The sequence below is a fragment of the Thaumasiovibrio clandestinus genome (genome assembly GCF_047250365.1).
GTDB lineage: Bacteria > Pseudomonadota > Gammaproteobacteria > Enterobacterales > Vibrionaceae > Thaumasiovibrio.
The window spans coordinates 313,608-331,606 of record NZ_JBLBVL010000001.1; the positions used below are offsets into that span (position 1 = coordinate 313,608).

At 44.7% G+C, this 17,999-nt stretch carries 17 protein-coding genes; 7 read left to right on the forward strand and 10 right to left on the reverse strand.

The annotated features are described in order from the left end of the window. Positions 1-80: 80 nt before the first annotated feature. The 4 genes from ACKLNH_RS01495 to ACKLNH_RS01510 form a co-directional block, all read right to left on the reverse strand. Complete coding sequence (locus tag ACKLNH_RS01495) at positions 81-836, reverse strand: hypothetical protein (protein WP_413110461.1); 756 nt, start codon at positions 834-836, stop codon at positions 81-83. Between the two features lie 244 nt (positions 837-1,080). Then, the gene (locus ACKLNH_RS01500) at positions 1,081-4,191 is read right to left on the reverse strand and encodes an efflux RND transporter permease subunit (protein WP_413110462.1); all 3,111 of its coding nucleotides are present in this window, start codon (positions 4,189-4,191) and stop codon (positions 1,081-1,083) included. A gap of 8 nt (positions 4,192-4,199) precedes the next feature. Beyond that, positions 4,200-5,255: an efflux RND transporter periplasmic adaptor subunit gene (locus tag ACKLNH_RS01505; RefSeq protein ID WP_413110463.1), complete on the reverse strand. Its 1,056-nt coding sequence runs from the start codon at positions 5,253-5,255 to the stop codon at positions 4,200-4,202. A 95-nt stretch (positions 5,256-5,350) separates the two neighbouring features. After that, positions 5,351-6,700 (reverse strand): TolC family outer membrane protein, encoded by a 1,350-nt coding sequence (locus ACKLNH_RS01510; protein ID WP_413110464.1) that lies wholly within the window; start codon positions 6,698-6,700, stop codon positions 5,351-5,353. A 265-nt stretch (positions 6,701-6,965) separates the two neighbouring features. Here ACKLNH_RS01510 and ACKLNH_RS01515 point away from each other — a divergent pair, with 265 nt between their 5' ends. Beyond that, entirely contained in the window at positions 6,966-7,256 is a 291-nt protein-coding gene (locus tag ACKLNH_RS01515; protein WP_413110465.1) for a cold shock domain-containing protein, read from the forward strand. An 84-nt stretch (positions 7,257-7,340) separates the two neighbouring features. Here ACKLNH_RS01515 and ACKLNH_RS01520 read toward each other — a convergent pair whose 3' ends face one another. After that, entirely contained in the window at positions 7,341-7,733 is a 393-nt protein-coding gene (locus ACKLNH_RS01520; RefSeq protein WP_413110466.1) for a hypothetical protein, read from the reverse strand. Between the two features lie 80 nt (positions 7,734-7,813). On the opposite strand from ACKLNH_RS01520, the gene ACKLNH_RS01525 reads away from it, so the two are divergent. The 6 genes from ACKLNH_RS01525 to ACKLNH_RS01550 all read left to right on the forward strand — a co-directional run bounded on the left by ACKLNH_RS01525 (position 7,814) and on the right by ACKLNH_RS01550 (position 13,215). Continuing rightward, positions 7,814-9,016: a hypothetical protein gene (locus tag ACKLNH_RS01525; protein WP_413110467.1), complete on the forward strand. Its 1,203-nt coding sequence runs from the start codon at positions 7,814-7,816 to the stop codon at positions 9,014-9,016. 1 nt (position 9,017) lies between these two features. After that, positions 9,018-9,725: a winged helix-turn-helix domain-containing protein gene (locus ACKLNH_RS01530; RefSeq protein WP_413110468.1), complete on the forward strand. Its 708-nt coding sequence runs from the start codon at positions 9,018-9,020 to the stop codon at positions 9,723-9,725. Continuing rightward, on the forward strand, positions 9,713-10,288 hold the full coding sequence (locus ACKLNH_RS01535) for a hypothetical protein (RefSeq protein ID WP_413110469.1): 576 nt from the start codon (positions 9,713-9,715) through the stop codon (positions 10,286-10,288). Before ACKLNH_RS01530 ends, ACKLNH_RS01535 begins: the two co-directional genes overlap by 13 nt. Before the next feature lie 147 nt (positions 10,289-10,435). Further along, positions 10,436-10,999: a hypothetical protein gene (locus tag ACKLNH_RS01540; RefSeq protein ID WP_413110470.1), complete on the forward strand. Its 564-nt coding sequence runs from the start codon at positions 10,436-10,438 to the stop codon at positions 10,997-10,999. 268 nt (positions 11,000-11,267) lie between these two features. Beyond that, positions 11,268-12,449 carry a carbohydrate porin gene (locus ACKLNH_RS01545; RefSeq protein WP_413110471.1) on the forward strand — a complete coding sequence of 394 codons (1,182 nt, stop codon included), beginning with the start codon at positions 11,268-11,270 and terminating at the stop codon, positions 12,447-12,449. A gap of 271 nt (positions 12,450-12,720) precedes the next feature. Then, positions 12,721-13,215, forward strand: coding sequence for a serine hydrolase (locus ACKLNH_RS01550; RefSeq protein ID WP_413110472.1), 495 nt, complete (start codon positions 12,721-12,723; stop codon positions 13,213-13,215). A gap of 131 nt (positions 13,216-13,346) precedes the next feature. Here the strand turns inward: ACKLNH_RS01550 and ACKLNH_RS01555 are convergent, their stop codons facing one another. From ACKLNH_RS01555 to ruvB, 5 genes are all read right to left on the reverse strand, one after another. Beyond that, positions 13,347-13,649 carry a cyd operon YbgE family protein gene (locus tag ACKLNH_RS01555; protein WP_413110473.1) on the reverse strand — a complete coding sequence of 101 codons (303 nt, stop codon included), beginning with the start codon at positions 13,647-13,649 and terminating at the stop codon, positions 13,347-13,349. Continuing rightward, positions 13,639-13,749 carry a cytochrome bd-I oxidase subunit CydX gene (gene cydX, locus ACKLNH_RS01560; protein WP_413110474.1) on the reverse strand — a complete coding sequence of 37 codons (111 nt, stop codon included), beginning with the start codon at positions 13,747-13,749 and terminating at the stop codon, positions 13,639-13,641. Before cydX ends, ACKLNH_RS01555 begins: the two co-directional genes overlap by 11 nt. A gap of 11 nt (positions 13,750-13,760) precedes the next feature. Then, complete coding sequence (cydB, locus tag ACKLNH_RS01565; protein WP_413110475.1) at positions 13,761-14,897, reverse strand: cytochrome d ubiquinol oxidase subunit II; 1,137 nt, start codon at positions 14,895-14,897, stop codon at positions 13,761-13,763. A 17-nt stretch (positions 14,898-14,914) separates the two neighbouring features. Next, a complete protein-coding gene (gene cydA / locus ACKLNH_RS01570; protein ID WP_413110476.1) occupies positions 14,915-16,498 on the reverse strand; it encodes a cytochrome ubiquinol oxidase subunit I in 1,584 nt (527 codons plus the stop codon). A gap of 489 nt (positions 16,499-16,987) precedes the next feature. Beyond that, the gene (ruvB, locus tag ACKLNH_RS01575; protein WP_413110477.1) at positions 16,988-17,995 is read right to left on the reverse strand and encodes a Holliday junction branch migration DNA helicase RuvB; all 1,008 of its coding nucleotides are present in this window, start codon (positions 17,993-17,995) and stop codon (positions 16,988-16,990) included. Positions 17,996-17,999 lie beyond the last annotated feature (4 nt).

The following is a 17,999-nucleotide window of genomic DNA, read 5'->3' on the forward strand; positions in this document are numbered from 1 at the left end:
AAAATCCCCTAACACCTGAAGCATTAAGGGATTATTAATCATCGCGCTAGAAATGCGCTTTTGTTAGTGCCTTTAATGGATTAAAGGAACCACTTAACACCGATTTCAGCTTTTAGCTCGTTGTTGCTGTCTAGCATTTGGCCATCAATCGTCATATCAGTTGAACCGTACTCAAGCTTAGTCATCAACCATGTAGTACGGTTTGTTTTGATTGGCGCGTTAAACATAACGTTAAACTTGGTTGATTCCATTTCAATGCTGTCACCAGACACGTTCATGTACTCAGGCCATACTTGTAGAAATGAGCCAGTATCACCCATTGGGATAGTAGCAAAATAGTTAACCATGAAACCGTCAACGGTATCGTTCATGATCTCACCATAGGTGTAGTTTAGGTTAGGGAATGTCGTGATACCCGCAGTATAAGCAGGGTTAATCAAACCAATTGCACCAACAGATAGTAGAGACATGTCTGCAACGTCATTATAAATGGCGTCAACCATGAAACCAGCACGAGGTAGAACGCTGTTGTTCATTGCATGTACTTGGAAGTACTGAGCACGCGCATTCTTAAAGTCGATACCAAAGTTGTCGCCATCTTTATCTGCGTCTTTGTTACCAAAGTTACCTTCAATGAAACCAGCAAACTGCGTGGTTTCAGACCAAGCACCAGTCATCATGGTAGAGAAACGCATGTCAGCATCTGAAGTGATAAATGCAGCAGCTTGCTTATAAACGCGAGTAAGATCAGATGGATCAATTAGCTCTTCTTCAGCTAGAGCAGGAGCAGCAGATAACGCTGCAAGAATCGACGCAGAAACTAATAGTTTTTTCATTTTTAATATACCAATTACAACATAAACAACGCTATGCATCCGTGCTAGCTATTGAACAAAAGTTATTTCCGGTTTTATCCAAAACCGCCATAACGTCATACCCAAAAACTTAATGTCTATCGGGTATTGTGACTATATTCAGCCAAGGTAGCTTAACCCAAGCTGAATACAGCCATTTAATAAGCATTCAATTAAATCAAGCAGTGCATCTATGAGGAATAGATCACACTGCTAGCATAATTAATTAACCTTTAAATTTTTCACGTAAACGCTGGAAGATAGCGTAGAAGCCTGGGGTCATCATTGAGCCCACAGACAATACCGCCAGCATACCACCCAATAGTGCCAAGCCTGTGGTGTTCTGAGAAACAGAACCCGCACCTTCAGCAAATACTAATGGCAAGATACCTAGGATAAACGACCACGACGTCATGTTTACCGCACGGAAACGCATCTTACCACCTTGGATGGCCGCTTCTTCGATACTCAAGCCTTCTTCTTCACGCTTCAGCTTCGAGAACTCGACCATCAAGATGGCGTTCTTCGCAGCTAGTGCAACTAGAAGGATTAAGCCAATCTGACCGTAGATAGACAATGCCTGTCCACCCACAAGGAGCGCGGCAAAGGTACCAACCGCTGCAATTGGCGCAACGATAATGATCGCCGCAGGCAGTGCCCATGACTCATATTGCGCAACCAAGAACAGATAGATAAAGACCAAAGCCAGACCCATTGCAACCTGAGCAGCATTACCTGCCAGTTTTTCTTGGTACGCCATGTTGGTCCAATCGATGGTATAACCTTCAGTAAGCACTTCGGCAGCAACGCGCTCTAGGGCAGCAATTGCTTGGCCTGAAGAGTAACCTGGCGCTGGGTTCATCTGCAAACGTGCTGAAGTCAGCATGTTGTAGCTGGTTACCAAGTCAGGTTCCATGGTTGGTTCAATCGTTGCGATTGCTGACAGTGGAACTTGTGTGCCAGTGGCAGAAGGAACATGAATACGCAATACGTCATCTAAGTCGTTACGTTGTTCACCACGCGCCTGCACAAATACACGGTAGCTACGGCCGCTCATCGCGAAGTCATTTACGTAAGCTGATGCCAAGTGTGTCGCTAGTGCATCATTAACTGCACCAACAGAGACACCCATTTGACGCGCCTTCTCACGGTCAATGTCAACATTGAAGTGAGGTACGTTCGCACGGTAAGTGGTCATTGCGTTAACCAGCTCAGGTGCTTGGTTAGCAGCTGCCATCAAGGTGTAAGTCATTGTCGCCAATTCTTGCGCGCTACGACCTACGTTATCTTGAACCATTACTTCCAGTGCATCACCTGCACCGATACCAGGGATAGCAGGTAGACCCATCGCGATAGACATTGCTTTATCAATGCTATACATCTGGCGGTTCAAACGCTGTGCAACTGCCGCTTGGGTATGATCACCGTCCATTGCTAGACGCTCATCCCAATGCTTCAAGTTAACGAATAACGCAGCAGCATTCGCTGAAACACCACCGGTAATGGCGTTAAAACCAACCGCAGCAGCGAAGTCTTCAACCGCAGGATCTTGCGCAAGAATCGCTTCAGCTTGATTGACCAACTCTTGAGTACGCTCTTTTGATGCATTGTCCGGTAGGAACATTGCAACCGCTAGAACGCCCTTATCTTCGGTAGGGACGAACGCCGTTGGTACTTGGGTGTTCATTGCCATCATCGAGGCAATCGCAATCGCAAAGGCCGCCAATAGCACAACCGATTTGCGAACAAAAACAGTCACAACCTTGCCGTAACCTTCAGTAATCTTATCGAATACTTTGTTGAAGGCGACAAACCAACCAGCAGGCTTATCAGTACGCTTCATTACCATTGCACACAGTGCTGGTGACAACGTTAATGCGTTAACCGCTGACAGAACCAGTGCAATACAGATAGTGATAGAGAACTGAGCAAATACTAGACCTGTAATACCCGGTAGCATCGCAACCGGAATAAATACCGCTAGCATTACTAATGTTGATGCGATAATCGGACCGGTAACCTCTACCATCGCCTGGATTGTCGCGTCTTTCGCTGTAATATCGTCTTCATCGTTTAGAATACGTTCAACGTTTTCTACTACGAGGATGGCGTTATCTACCACGATACCAATCGCAAGAATCAAACCAAACAGAGTTACGGTGTTAATCGTAAATCCGCCCATCTGCATGAATGCAAAGGTACCAATCAAAGAAACCGGAATAGCGACAATCGGCGCCAATGTAGTACGGATACTACCTAGGAACATGAAGGTGACTAAGATAACCAACAATACAGCAACAAGCAGTGTTTTAGCGATCTCAGTGATCGATACTTCTACCGCTACTGTTGTATCGTAAGGAATCGTGTAAATCACGCCCTCAGGCAACAATGGTTCGATATCCGCCAAGATCTCTTTGGTCAATGCACCTGCATCTAGGGCGTTTGAACCTGGTGACAACGACGTGGTCACCAACGCAGCTGGCGCACCGTTGTAGGTTGCGTATGCATCGAAGAACTGCTTCTCAACTTCCACTTTTGCAACATCACCAAGATAGATTTGTGACCCATCTGGATTAGTACGAACAATGATATTCTGGAAGTCTTCAGCTGAACTTAAACGCCCTTGAGTGATCAAGTTGTACTGCATCGCTACATTGTCACGGCTTGGACCTTGACCGATTCGACCTGCTGGCACAACGGCATTTTGCTCGCGAATGGCGGCTTTAACTTCCATAGTGCTAACACCTAGGTTAGCCATACGGTCAATGTCAGTCCAAACACGCATACCGTAAGTTGCACCAATCAGCTCTGCAGCAGCAAGACCTGGAACACGCGACAAACGCTCCATGAAGTTCGCTTCTACCCAGCTGTTAAGCTCAAGCTCACTCATGGTTCCTTCTGGTGAATAGAAGGCGATTGCCATCAAGTCATCCGGAGATGCCTTACGGATACGTACACCACGAGCACGTACATCAAATGGCAACATATTCTCAGCCGTTGCAACACGGTTAGATACGTTTACCATCGCCATATCGGAATCGATGCCGTTCTCGAAGGTAATGTTCAAGAAGTAACGACCATCGTTAGATGAACGTGATTGCATGTATACCATGCCTTCTACGCCGTTTACTTCCGCTTCAATTGGGTTACCTATAACCTCTTTTACCGTTTCAGCACTTGCACCCGGCATAAAGGCAACAACACGCACCTGTGGTGGTGTAATACTCGGATATTCCGAGATTGGCATTGTTTTGATTGCAATCAGACCAATCAATGTCAAAAAGATTGATATAACGAAGGCGAACTTCGGTCTGTTGATAAAGAATTTACTTAACATGACAACTCTTAGTTAGCAGCGACAACAGGAGCGCCCGCACGAATACGCTGCAGGCCACCGATAATTACAGGTTCACCCGCAGATAAACCTTTAACCACAACATCCAGCTCTTTACGATCAGCAACAACAACATCGCGACGAGTTGCGATGCCATCTTCAATCACTAAAACATACTGAGATGTCGCATCTTGTTGTAGGGCTTCGTTTGGCACTTTCACGCCGTTTACTCGATCAGCACTTAAACCTACACGAGCAAATTGGTTTGGAAGCAACGCGCCAGTTTCATTTGAGAAAGAGGCAGCAATTTCAACAGTACCGCTGGTACGGCTAACTTTGTTATCAACAAAGGTAACTTGGCCCAATTCAGGGTAAGTTTGGTTGTCGATTTCTAGGCTAACAAATGTTGGCAATTCACCACGCAGGTTGAATGTATTTAGCTCCGTTTCACGAACAGAGAAACTCACATTGATTGGGTCTACCATCACGATATCGGTCAATGGACCCATCGCTGTACCCACCATGTCACCAATCGAGAAGTTAGACTTACCAATTTGGCCGCTGTAAGGTGCACGAACTTTTGTTTGGTTCAAGTTATCTTCTTGAACAACAACGTTCGCTTCAGCTGAGGTAACACGAGAACGTGCCATTTGTAGCTCAGCAATGCTCAAATCGATTTGCGCTTGTGAGATACCGCCCGTTTCTAGCATTTGACGGCTACGGTCATGGTTAAGCTCGGTAATTTGCAGGGCAGCCTTCGCTTCAGCCAATGTTGCTTGCGCAGCATCAAAAGCCGCTTGATATGGTGTTGGATCGATTTCAAATAGAACGTCACCTTGCTGAACCATCGCACCATCATCAAAGAACTTGGCTTTTAGGTAACCACTAACACGTGGGGTTAGTTTGGCAGATTCAACCGCTTCCATACGACCAATTTGGAACGAGACTGGGGTATGCGCTAGCGACTGGGCTTCAAAGACAGTCACAGGTGTTCCTGATGACGCTAAACCAGAAGTACTGGCCATGGCCAAGCTGGCAGCAACCAGAGTGAGGGATAGTTTTTTCATAGTTTATCTCTTAGCTACAACATAAAGCTCATCAATGGCGATGAACTTATAAACAAATTAATTAATCACTTAATAAACAGACTTGAATCGTTAACTTATTTAACTAGGCTGGCGTTTGCAGCTAGTAAGTCATCAGCATTCAGCTGACCACCAATAAATTTCAGATTTAGTGCGGCAAGAATGAAGTTAATACGCGCTTCGCTCAGATCTTGCTTCGCAGAGAACTCTTGACGAGTTGCTGCAAGCACATCTACCGTGGTGCGAGTACCGATCTCAAAGCCTTGCTCAGTCGCTTGCTTAGCCACTTCTGCCGATACAACGGCTTGCTGGTATGCTTGCTCAGCACTGATCAATGCACGAAGATCTTTTTCTGCATTGCGCACTTGACGGGTTACATTACGTGCTGTTTTCTCTTTAACCTGCAGCGCTTGCTCGTACTGAAGACGGGCTTGCTCAATTTTGCTATCGGTCGCACCACCACGGTAGACTGGCAGGGTCATCGCCATACCCAACACCGCGGTCGCATTGTTATCAACAGACATGAAGTCACCTTTGTCCTCACCCGGACTATTACGGCGACTTTCGGACGCAAAGGCATAACGGAACTGAGCTAACAAACCTAGCGATGGCATTTGCCCTGCTTGAGCTAGAGAAATTTGCTCTTTGCTCAGCTCGACAAGGTGCGCTTGAATCAACATTTCAGGGTTAAAACGTTGCGCCTGCTCTTCCCAAGAAGATCCCGTCGGTGCTGCAGGGATCGCTGCATCAAAGTGGTTGTAGTTAAGCGGCTTAACGGCAGTGTACTCTTGGCCTGTTAGCTCATATAGGCTATCGAGGGCTTTTTCTACGTCATTTCCAGCAAAGATAACTGCAGCAGTAGCAAGATCGAATTGTGCGCGAGTTTCCTGCACATCATTTTGCGGAATCAAGCCCAGCTCATAACGACGTTCAGTTTGGCGCATATGCTCAGAGATCGCCGCCAACGTGGCCTTGCTTAGCTCCAGTGCTTCTTGCGCTTTCGCTGTTTCGAAATACGCCGCCGCTACTTGCATGGTAAGGCCAGTCAAGGTGACTTGATAAACCGTATCTTGCAGATTCGCTGCTTGCTGATTTAGTTGATGGGCAACATTTAGCTCTTGATTATATAAATTTTGACCTAGGGTTAATGACGCTTCTGCACCATGACCATCAGTCTCATTCATATTTGTCCACTCATTACGCAACGCAGCAACCTGCAAACCCGCATCAACTTGTGGGCGATAAAGAGCTTTGGTTTGATTGGTTTGCTCAAAGGCTGCGCTTTTTCCTAATGCAGCGGCCTGTAAAGCAGGGTTATTATCTAAGGAGTGTTGGTACAACTCAGTCAAGCTGACTGTTTTAGCAACAGCAGGTGCACTGAGACTTACAGCCAATAGGCTGAAAGGCAGAACTTTATTTTTTATCATTGTCTTACCACAGTAACATCAAAAACAACATAATAAGTTTTCATAAACTCAACCAGGCAAATGCTACCAGTTCAGGTTTAATTCAGGAAGCTGAATTAAACCTGAATGTGCCCATTGTCATTTTTATGTCAATAATCGACATATTAACGTGAGATAGGACAAAATATCACTGCAATTATTTAATTGCTTATTAATTAAATCAAGGGTTAGATTTTCGGCACGTTACCTGTTATTGTAATGTTTCTAAATTAGAAAGATTAAGACAATGGCAACACAAATTTATAGAACAAAAGGCAGAGTGAAGTGGTTCAATGACAAGAAAGGTTTTGGCTTTGCCGTGCCTGACTGCGCTGCTATTGATGTCATGATCCACTTTAGTGCGATTGAAATGGATGGCTATAAACGTCTGATACCGGGCCAACGCGTTTATATGGAAATAGAAGACCGTGGTGAGAATGAAGGCTTAAAAGCCATCAAGGTGATCCCACAAGCAATGAGTTATGAAGAAGCGAGAGAGGTTCTATCCATGGAAACAGAAAAGCGCACTTTTCGCTAAGCGGATCTTCACTGTACGGTCACCTTTCAGCGGTACAACTCATTCCGTGTGCAACACGATATTGCGTCACATAATTATTTGATATCAATGCTTTAATATTGATTTGATTCGCTGATTTAACTCGCTAAATGCTTGCTCCATATCTGTGGCTTTTTTGTCTGCTACCACTTTTTCTGCGCGTGCCTGCTGCAATTCAGCTTGAAGCCTTTCTACCTCTTTTTTCAATTGCATCACCACCTCATTGTCGATCAACGGCTCGCCGCTCACTTCTGACTTCAAAATGAGATAATGTGTGTCATCAACTCGTTGGATGATGCCTGCCCTTTCACAAAATAGCAGTGCTGGGCGCACGATAGCCAGTGGCAACGACATCGCCAGCGCAATATCATCAATGGTTAAATGCGTTCCCTCATGCCTATTTAATAGGTATTGTGCAACAGGGCGCACCTGAGGGCTTAACTTGTCAATATTTATCACGTATTATCATTCAAAAGATTAGTGCGAATCAGAACTAATTAATATACTATAAATTAAATTTTAGTCATAGGTAATTCGCTGTGTCAGAAAGTCGTCGTGGTCGGCCAGCCCGTTCAAAGCTAGAGCGCCTACAAATTGATGTTTCGCGCGCATTCGATAAATTTAAAACACTACGTTTTCAATTCGAGCAGAGCATTAACAACCGCTACCCTAACCTGTCCATTGAACAGCGACAAGATATCAGACATACCATTCTTGGCGTGGCTGATGAATATAAGCTCTGGTCAGACACTGATAATACACTGTTAACGATTCAACGCAGCGATGCGCCAGAACAAAAATGGGCAGCATCAACAGAGACACTGAAACAGGTATTGGAGGACATCGCAAGCTTATATCAATTGCGCCTGCGAGCAAACCCTGAGTTGAAAGGCATGCAACTCCTTTTCAATTCGGAGTATTTTGATTATATCTGCTTATCTAATTTGTCAGAGCATTTCGAATACGAGCTCACACTATTAAAATCAGAAGAGCAATCCGTGTGGCTACTGGGCTTCTGCCAGTACTATATGCGTTGGATAGACAACCCTTTCAATTTACAAGATCTGTATTGGCGTCGTCAGCAACTTCGTCAGTTGCAACTGTTTATTGTGCGCCATCGACTTGCACTACTATATCCAATCGTTAAACGACAGAAACCAGGCAGACCTGAGATCCCCCTCCCCGTACTATTACTACGTGCAGAAAGCGAACTGATGGCCTGCCATTTACAGTACCGACAATGTGCATCACTCGAGCACGTTCGTTCGCTTAGTCCTGACGAAATTTGGTTACAGTTTCGCCGTTACCTCAGTTCACAATCAGCAGGTAGAAAGCAGTACTCACGCGACGAACAATTAGTTTCACAACGTTTACAGCTAAGCAGTAAGTTACAACAGCTGAGGGCCGACGAATATTCGCCATCAACGCCATCAACGCCATCAAGAGGGCGCCCCAAGCGGGCAGCGGGTGAAATAGAAACTGATCTCAGCCAGCAAATTGCTGATATTGATGCAGAACTCGAAAAAATGGCCGCAGAGTTATCTAGCACAGAAGAGAAACGTGCATTCTCAATACGCTGCCTTGAGTGCGAAAAACGCCTCATACAACGAAAATTGAAAACAAAAAAAATCGACCCTAGTGCCCCCCTCAAAACAGATATAACCGATGGTGTACAAGCCTGGCTTGAGCGTTGGCATATTATTTCGCAACAATTAGCAAGCTGGCAGAAAGAGCGAGATTAGAATGCCAAAACACTACTTACTCAATAATCAGTTTCTGTTTAACCAGCAAAATGGCTACCTGCATCGTCGAGGTGATAAAAATGGTCATCAGCTACGCTCAAATGAGTGGAAACTGCTCAACCTATTTTTAGACAATCCAGGGAAAAGTATCACTATCGATCAAATCCTTAGTCATGTTTGGTTACAAGCTCGAGCAAAGTCGAATGTATTAACGACAGTGAAAAAGCTGCGCCAAGCACTGAATGATAACCCTGACCAGCCTGACTATATTCAAACTCAGGTCATGAAAGGCTATGCGTTTATTGCAACTATCCAAGTATTAACTGAAAAGGAGTATCAACGCTACCTTTCTCCTCGCCGTGTTATTCAATCACAGCTGCAACAGTGGATAGCCACCTATTACCGACCAATATTTTTCACTCTGGTTAGTCTTATTTCCTTATTAAGTATCCTTAAATCGCTGATTTTTATTCATGACAAAGACGTATTCTCAGCGCTGTTTGCCACCACTGAGATCATTCTGCCTGTTCCTGTCATTATCCCCAAAGGGGATAACGCATCCATTGAGCAATGTTTGGAACTTGTTCACGATGCTGAGCAGTATTCGCTATTTGATATTCTGCCAGCATCAGCAGAGGTGAATACGTTAACCGCGCCTGGTTTGAGATGGACATCTGACAAACGCGAGGTCATAGAATGCGTTTTTTAACCACCCCACGTACAGCGCTAGTTTTGTCCGGTTTGGCGCTTTTCCTAAGCATATTTCGCTATCAACTCCCTGCTGAGCCCACCATTGACCAACTGGCTAAAGGGCATTATTGGACATTTTCAGCACGAAGTTACCCCAGAAACCTCGGCAGCCTTAATCAATTGCCGCAAACGGCCTTAATGGATATCGACTCAGAATCCCATGTCAAAGATGGGCATTTAGAAACAGCAATGCGTGTGCGACTGCTAACCGACGGTAGCATCATCGGCTCTTACACGGTCTACTTTATCAGTGAATGGACAATGACTCAGCATAACTTCATTACCATTGACATCGCTTCAGATAGCATCACACTACTTGAGTTTAGCGACAACCTAAATGAAGAAGAGCTAAGAAGCTTTGTTAACACGACACTGCTAGATATCTTTACGCCGCAAAGGGAAGTCATCCATTTTAGCGAGCATCAACTGATTATTGAATTGCCTTACCTTGGCATCACTCGACTGCTTAAAAAAAGTCATCCGACCCTGCTACCTGCCGGAGAGCCCCACCTAAACGAGTGAAACCTCACCGCTATAGAGTGAACAACAATGAAAAGCTAATAATTTCAACTATATAATAAATAGATAAATAATTATAAAGGCTTTCCGTTTATATTTTTAGCGCCTAGTATGCCAATGTAAAATCAATTTTTGGTAGCGTAAGCATATATGAACAGTTTAACTTCTTTAGATATTAATTATCTAGAAAACCTTTGCTGTGAACTAGACGCGTGCCTCAAGGATGAAAGCGTAAAAGTACCAGTAAAGGATAAAGAGCATCTAATCAATCAAATTCTCGCATTTAAGCAGTTGGTTTCTGAGCTAATGGAAGGCAATACTGAAGCACACAGCTTATCGCAGCGTTGTGACGAAATTATTGAAAACACAACATTAGTTATTAACATAGAAAAGCACCACCCTATTAGTGAACTATTGCATTCGCTACAGCGTACCACTCAAACAATATGTCACTATGTTACAAGCGCGGTAGTACGTTGCACTAATAAAGATACAAGCCACGCAGAAGAGCAGAATCTAAACCTAGCTTTAAAAGATGCAGGACTTCATGTTAGCCAGGATCAACGACACAAAGGCAATATGGCTTCGATTCTCTCAGCTTATACTAGCGGTTATTTGGATGTACAAGAGGTGGTTGACGCTATTCGAGCAATCATTACCTGTCAACAAGACTTATCGCTAAGCCATATGGATACCTATAAGTATTCTGCCTAAAAATAGTCAGCATTTAGTCCAAGTAAAAATGCAAAATTTTACGCCTCTGTTTTATTGTTGAACAACAAAAGAGGCGGTATGCACCTAGATGCCTAATTTTTACTGGCATTCAACTTGAGTTAAGATTGATGTGATAAAATGAGATCCCGCACCATCAAAACCAACTTGAGCGCATCTCATTTGTCGTCTAGAATCCAGCCTACACATGATAATCTTATAATTTGTGTAAGCTCTTATTTTTTTAGTTGTTTTTTTGGTTGTAATTATAATGTCCACAAATATTAGTAAAAGTGCATTTGCTGCGCTACTTCTTACCGTTCCCGGTATTGCTTCTGCATCTTTTTTAGAAAGAAATAGCCTGACTGATGGCGCTCTAAATATCAATGCTGAATACACTAACTACCTTCAACAAGTGACTTCTGGTGTTGATGACGCCGACTTAAACACTGCGCATCGTTTAGACGTATTCTTATCGGCAAAAACTGCCGATATGGGATTATGGGACGGCGGTAGCTTCCATAGCCAAACGGTGTATCGCCATAATAATGGTAATGATCTTGGCTATCTTACCGCAACTCCTACCAACGTTGCCTACTATGGCAGTAAAATTGGCGAACCATTCATTTCATCACTGTATTACATGCATGGATTTGAAAATGGTCAACGTTTACTCGCCGGTAAAATTGATGCGATCGAGCTCGGTCGTAATTCACCATTCTATGGCGGTGCTGGTCGTTATGGCTTTGCTAACCTTAACTTTGCAGCGCCACCATCGGGCGTAACGCCACCAAGCTTCTTTGGTGCGATGTACATGTTCCAAGCGCTTGACATGAATTGGACAGCAATGCTGTACGATCCACGCGACCGTTATGAGCGTTCTCTAGACTTTAAAGAGCTGTTTAAAGACGGAGCGAACCTTTCACTTAGCGCCACTTACCCAATGACCCTAGCTGGACGCGGAACTGCGATCGGCCTAAGTGCCACATACAGCACAGAAAGTGGTGCTGACTGGTTAAGCATTGGTAGCGACGTTGCAACAGAAAGTGAGGGTAAATATAACCTTCGTGTGCAATTTTCTCATAACCTAGCAGAGCAAGGCGCACACAACTGGGGACTATATCTACGCGGTGCGATTGCAGATGGCAACCCTAACCTACTAAGCAGCAGCTTCTCTGGCGGCTTAGGTGGTAGCGCGCTGTTCTTTGACCGCCCACAAGATACTTGGGGTATCGGTTACTATTCAACCAGCATTTCAAACGACATGCAAGATCGTGCCGAAGAGATGGGACTGGAAATCAAAGATGAGTCTGGCGCGGAAGCATTCTATGCTTACCAAGCTGCACCTTGGCTAACCTTCACTGGTAACGTTCAAGTCCGTAATACTCAAACCTTGAGTAGTGAAGACAATGACGTAGTGGTTGTTGGCCTACGTACCACCATCAAGATCTAAACTATCTATCGAATATCGTCAGCTTTGACGGTATCAGATCGACCTGTGCAAATGAAGTCTGGCCCAATAGCCAGACTTTTTTTCTGCTTATTAAGCGATTTATTTAGTGGTTTATTTATTTTTGATTGCGTGCTAAATATTTAATTAACCGCCTAATAAATGCCCCGTTAAGACTTTAACACCGCCGTGACTTCATCGTTGACATAAAGACCGAACTTCTCTTTAGTTATACGAATCAAATGCTGGCCCACAAATTGATGCTATCGGTTGGGTGATTAGCTCTGTAACAGGAAAGCGTTTAGAAGATGTCATGATGGAAACCTATTGGTCAAAACTAGGCACTGAGAATGATACCTATATGATGACTGATACTAACTCGTTTGCGTGGGCAACTGGTGGTCTCAATATGACAGCCAGAGACGCTGCTAAGTTTGGCCAGCTTATCGTCAATAAAGGTGAGTTACATGGCGAGCGCATTTTTAGTGAAGAAACCTATAAGCGTATTTCAACAGGCGATGTAAGCAAATTTGCTAAAGGTTCACATGCTGAAAACCTGCCAGGTGGCGCGTACAGCAGCTATTTTTGGCTAACCAACAATGATGATAACGCGATGATGGCAAAAGGGATGTATTCTCAGTTCATCTACATGAATCCAGAAAAAGACATCGTTGTTGTCCGCTTGGCTTCTGCTGAATTCCCATCATCAGCACAATACGATTTAGAAATGCAAGAAGTGTTTAAAGCGATCTCTGATAACTTATCTTAATATCGTAACTCTTTAATATAGCTAAAAGCCTCGATATCACTATCGAGGCTTCATTTAACGTCTCTAATTTAGAGCTAAGCACACACTGTCTTTACGACAAGTCACCCATTACCCTGTCATTTATAGAGATTTCAAACCACAAAGCGCTGTAGCAAGAAGTAGCCCAGCACCCATGATGAGATATATGGCGAAAACGCCAACTGCCAATACCAGCGTTTGGGGCTGAAACCGACCCCATAGATCATTGCACTACAACACGCCCAAACCAGCGATAGAGCACCTAAGTTGCTCAACTCACCCATGGCTGCTGTAAACAAAGTGGGGTCCCACATCACGCTACCAGCCAACAATATGCCAGATGTAAACGCGATGGCCCGCCAAATAGGTTGATTAGCAGCCTGATGCCAGACCGCTACACGTTGATCAAGATTCAATCTCTTTGTCCATGTCTTCTGTTGTTTCTAACCACAGCGCATTAATGATCCCAAACGAGCACGCCAGCAATACACCAAGAATCCAAGCAAAATACCACATATCTTAACTCCTTAATAAAGTGACGTTTTATTATCTTCAATAAACTTATTATCAATGCGACCAAACATTTTGTAATAGGTCCAAATCGTGTATGACAACACAATTGGCACCATCACCATCGCGACAAACGTCATGATATTAAGGGTCAACTCACTACTGGTCGCGTCCCACATCGTCAAGCTGTGTGAAGGAAACAGACTCGATGGCATCACGAATGGGAACATAGCAAAGCCAGAGGTAAGAATAATGCCCGCCATACCAAGGCTCGAGGTTAAGAAGGCAAAGCCTGGTCGATTCACTTTCGAAAATAGTGCGGTTAGCAGTGGCATAACGACCCCCAACGCGGGTGCAATCCAAAGCAGTGGATAGCTCTCAAAGTTATTAAATAGCGCCCCTGTCTGCCTCATTACCTCTTTATTGAGCGGGTTTGATGCCGCAGTAATATCCAGCCCACCTTGAACCACATAACCTTCAATACCTTGTGACCAAATACCACCAATAGCAAACAGTGCCGCAGTTAACAGCGCAGTAACTGGCGCAATCGAGTGTGCCCGCTCACGCAACTCATCGGATGCTTTCATCTGTAGATAAGCCGCACCATGCGTTATGATCATAAATAGACTGACCAAGCCACATAGCAACGCAAACGGATTCAAGAGGCCAAAAAACGAACCGCGGTAGGTTGGCACCAAAAATTCACTCAATTCAAACGGCACCCCTTGCATTAGATTGCCAAAAGCAACGCCAAAAATCACCGGTGGTACAAAACTACCAACAAAAATGCCCCAATCCCATGTTTTACGCCAACGTGGGTCTTCAATTTTAGAGCGGTAATCAAAGCCTATTGGACGAAAGAATAACGCGGCAAGTGTTAGGATCATGGCAAAATAAAAGCCTGAAAAAGCAGTGGCATACACCAAAGGCCACGCAGCAAAAAGCGCACCACCGGCAGTAATTAACCACACTTGGTTACCATCCCAATGCGGCGCAATTGCGTTGATCATAACACGACGTTCTGTATCCGTTTTTCCCAATACGGGCATGAGTGCTCCCACCCCCATATCAAAACCGTCGGTAACCGCAAAGCCAATACACAAGACACCGATCAGAGCCCACCAAATAAAACGTAAAATTTCATAATCAAACATAGCTGAACTCTCCCTGCTTAAGCTTCAACTTGGCGAGCGACAACATTTTCAGCGTCGTTCGTTGTCTCAAAGTGATAACGGCCTGTTTTCAGGCTACTTGGTCCCAATCGGGCAAACTTCAACATAAGGTAAACTTCAGCAATAAGGAACGCAGTGTAAAGCGCACAGATCGCAAGCATCGATGTAAGTACTTCACCCGTACTGAGTTGCGATACTGCCATAGACACAGGCAACACTTCACCCACCGCCCAAGGTTGGCGTCCATATTCCGCCACAAACCAACCGGCTTCTACAGCTATCCAAGGTAGCGGTAAGCTATACAAACACGCCTTAAGCACCCACGTTTTCTGCGTGATTTTATGACGACATGTCTGAATAAAGGCCGCACCAATAACCAGCAACATAATCACACCACATCCGACCATAATACGGAAAGCCCAAAACAGTGGCCACACGGTGGGAATGGAATCATCCGCTGCCGCGGCAATCTGCTCTTCCGTCGCATCATAAACCGTATCGGTGTAAGGTTTGAGTAAGAACCCATAGCCTAGATCATGTTTTACTGCGTCAAAGGCGGCAATATTTTCAGCGGTCTTATCCCCTGCACGTAGTTTTTCTAACAACTCATACGCTACCATGCCATTACGGATTCGATCGGCATGTTCTTCTTTTATCTCACGCAAGCCTTGCACTTCAGTATCAAAGGAGCGTGTCGCAATGATCCCCATTAAATACGGGATTTTTATGGCGTAATCGGTCTCCATTCTCTCTTGATTTGGGAAACCAATCACTGTAAAGGCAGCTGGAGCGGGTTCGGTATGCCACTCCGCTTCGATCGCCGCAAGCTTCACTTTTTGCACATCACCCAGTTCATAACCAGATTCGTCACCTAGCACAATCGTGGAGAGAATGGCCGCTAAACCAAACGAGGAGGCAATCGCAAATGAACGACGTGCAAACGGAATGTCACGCCCTTTTAGCAGGTAATAAGAACTGATCGCCAAGACAAAAACAGCACCTGTGGTATAGCCAGAAGCCACCGTATGCACAAACTTCACCTGTGCAACCGGATTAAACACCACTTCCGCAAAGCTCACCATCTCCATTCGCATGGTTTCAAAGTTAAACTCAGCACCGACCGGGTTTTGCATCCATCCATTGGCAATCAAAATCCATAACGCAGAGAAATTTGAACCTAACGCCACCAGCCAAGTCACCGCTAAGTGCTGTCGTTTAGATAACCTGTCCCATCCAAAAAAGAATAAGCCAACAAAAGTCGATTCGAGGAAGAACGCCATTAATGCTTCAATAGCGAGTGGTGCACCAAAAATGTCGCCAACATAGTGCGAATAATATGACCAGTTTGTACCAAACTGAAACTCCATGGTAAGGCCGGTAGCAACGCCTAACGCAAAGTTTATTCCAAATAACTTACCCCAAAACTTTGTCATATCCTTATAAACTTGCTTACCGGTCATCACATAAACCGATTCCATAATCGCCAGCAAGAAGGCCATACCTAAAGTAAGGGGAACAAATAAAAAGTGATACATCGCAGTGAGTGCAAACTGCAACCGCGATAGCTCAACAATATCAAACATGATAAAACTCCTTTTGTCGCCAGGCTGATGGCGAGCAGTACTACTCCGTACCGGTATTGGCTTAAGCCAAATAGTTGAACACGAGTTACGGAACTACCTTCCTGGTATTGCCGATGTTAGCACTCCATTTTTATGTTGCAATCGCGTCATTATTGTTACGGCACCGTTGGGCGACAGCTAATGCTGTCACAACTCATATTACTGAAATAACAATCAGCTTCAAAGGGGCAATGTGCACTTTTTTCATTGATAAATATCAATATTTCCCTTGCATTATTTTAGTTACGTCAAACCTTTGACTTAGGTCATGTTAAAAAGGGATTTTATCCGTATGCCGTTACGCTATAGTTAGATTTGCGTTAACAATTACGGCGGTATACCGCGTTTTTAGGCTATGGTTACGCGAAGGGAGGCGATTTACATCAAATTAGGAGGAAAGGCTGCGAGCATCAAGGCAAGAGAAGACTCCTACCTTGATAACAGAAAGGGCTACTCGGGTTGAGGCAGACCAAAGTGCAAATAAGCGCGTTGCGTCGCAATACGTCCACGCGGCGTTCTTTGCAAATAGCCTTGTTGAATAAGGTAAGGCTCTAATACATCTTCGATTGTCTCTTTTTCCTCGCCAATCGCTGCAGCAAGGTTATCAAGACCAACAGGACCGCCCATAAACTTATCAATAATAGCCAACAGTAACTTACGATCCATATAATCGAACCCGCTACTATCTACATCGAGCATATCCAGCGCTTTGGCTGCAACATCATTGCAGATATGGCCGTTACCTTTCACTTCGGCATAATCTCGAACACGGCGTAACAGGCGGTTGGCAATACGTGGCGTTCCTCGTGCTCGGCGGGCAATTTCAATCGCCCCTTCGGTTTCCATTGATAAGCCCAAGCAATCAGCACTGCGCTGCACAATATCACGCAGATCTTCCAACTTGTAATACTCTAAACGCTGCGTGATACCAAATCGGTCACGCAGTGGTGATGTTAATGAACCAGCACGCGTCGTTGCGCCAATCAAAGTAAATGGGGGTAGATCAATCTTGATAGAGCGTGCTGCCGGGCCTTCACCAATCATAATGTCCAGTTGATAATCTTCCATTGCCGGATACAGCACCTCTTCAACCATCGGGCTAAGTCGGTGGATCTCATCAATGAACAACACATCATGCGGCTCTAAGTTGGTTAGCAGTGCCGCTAAATCACCGGCCTTTTCTAGTACAGGGCCGGACGTGGTACGGATGCTCACACCCATTTCATTGGCTACAATGTTTGCCAATGTCGTCTTACCCAACCCGGGAGGGCCAAAAATCAATAAGTGATCGAGCGCTTCTTCACGCAGTTGAGCCGCACGAATAAAAATTTCCATTTGAGAACGAACGTGATCTTGTCCTTTATACTCCGCCAATTTCTTGGGGCGTATCGCTCTGTCGATAACCTCGTCTTCTTTCAATTGTACCGACTGGCTGATTATTCTATCCGCTTCAATCATGACG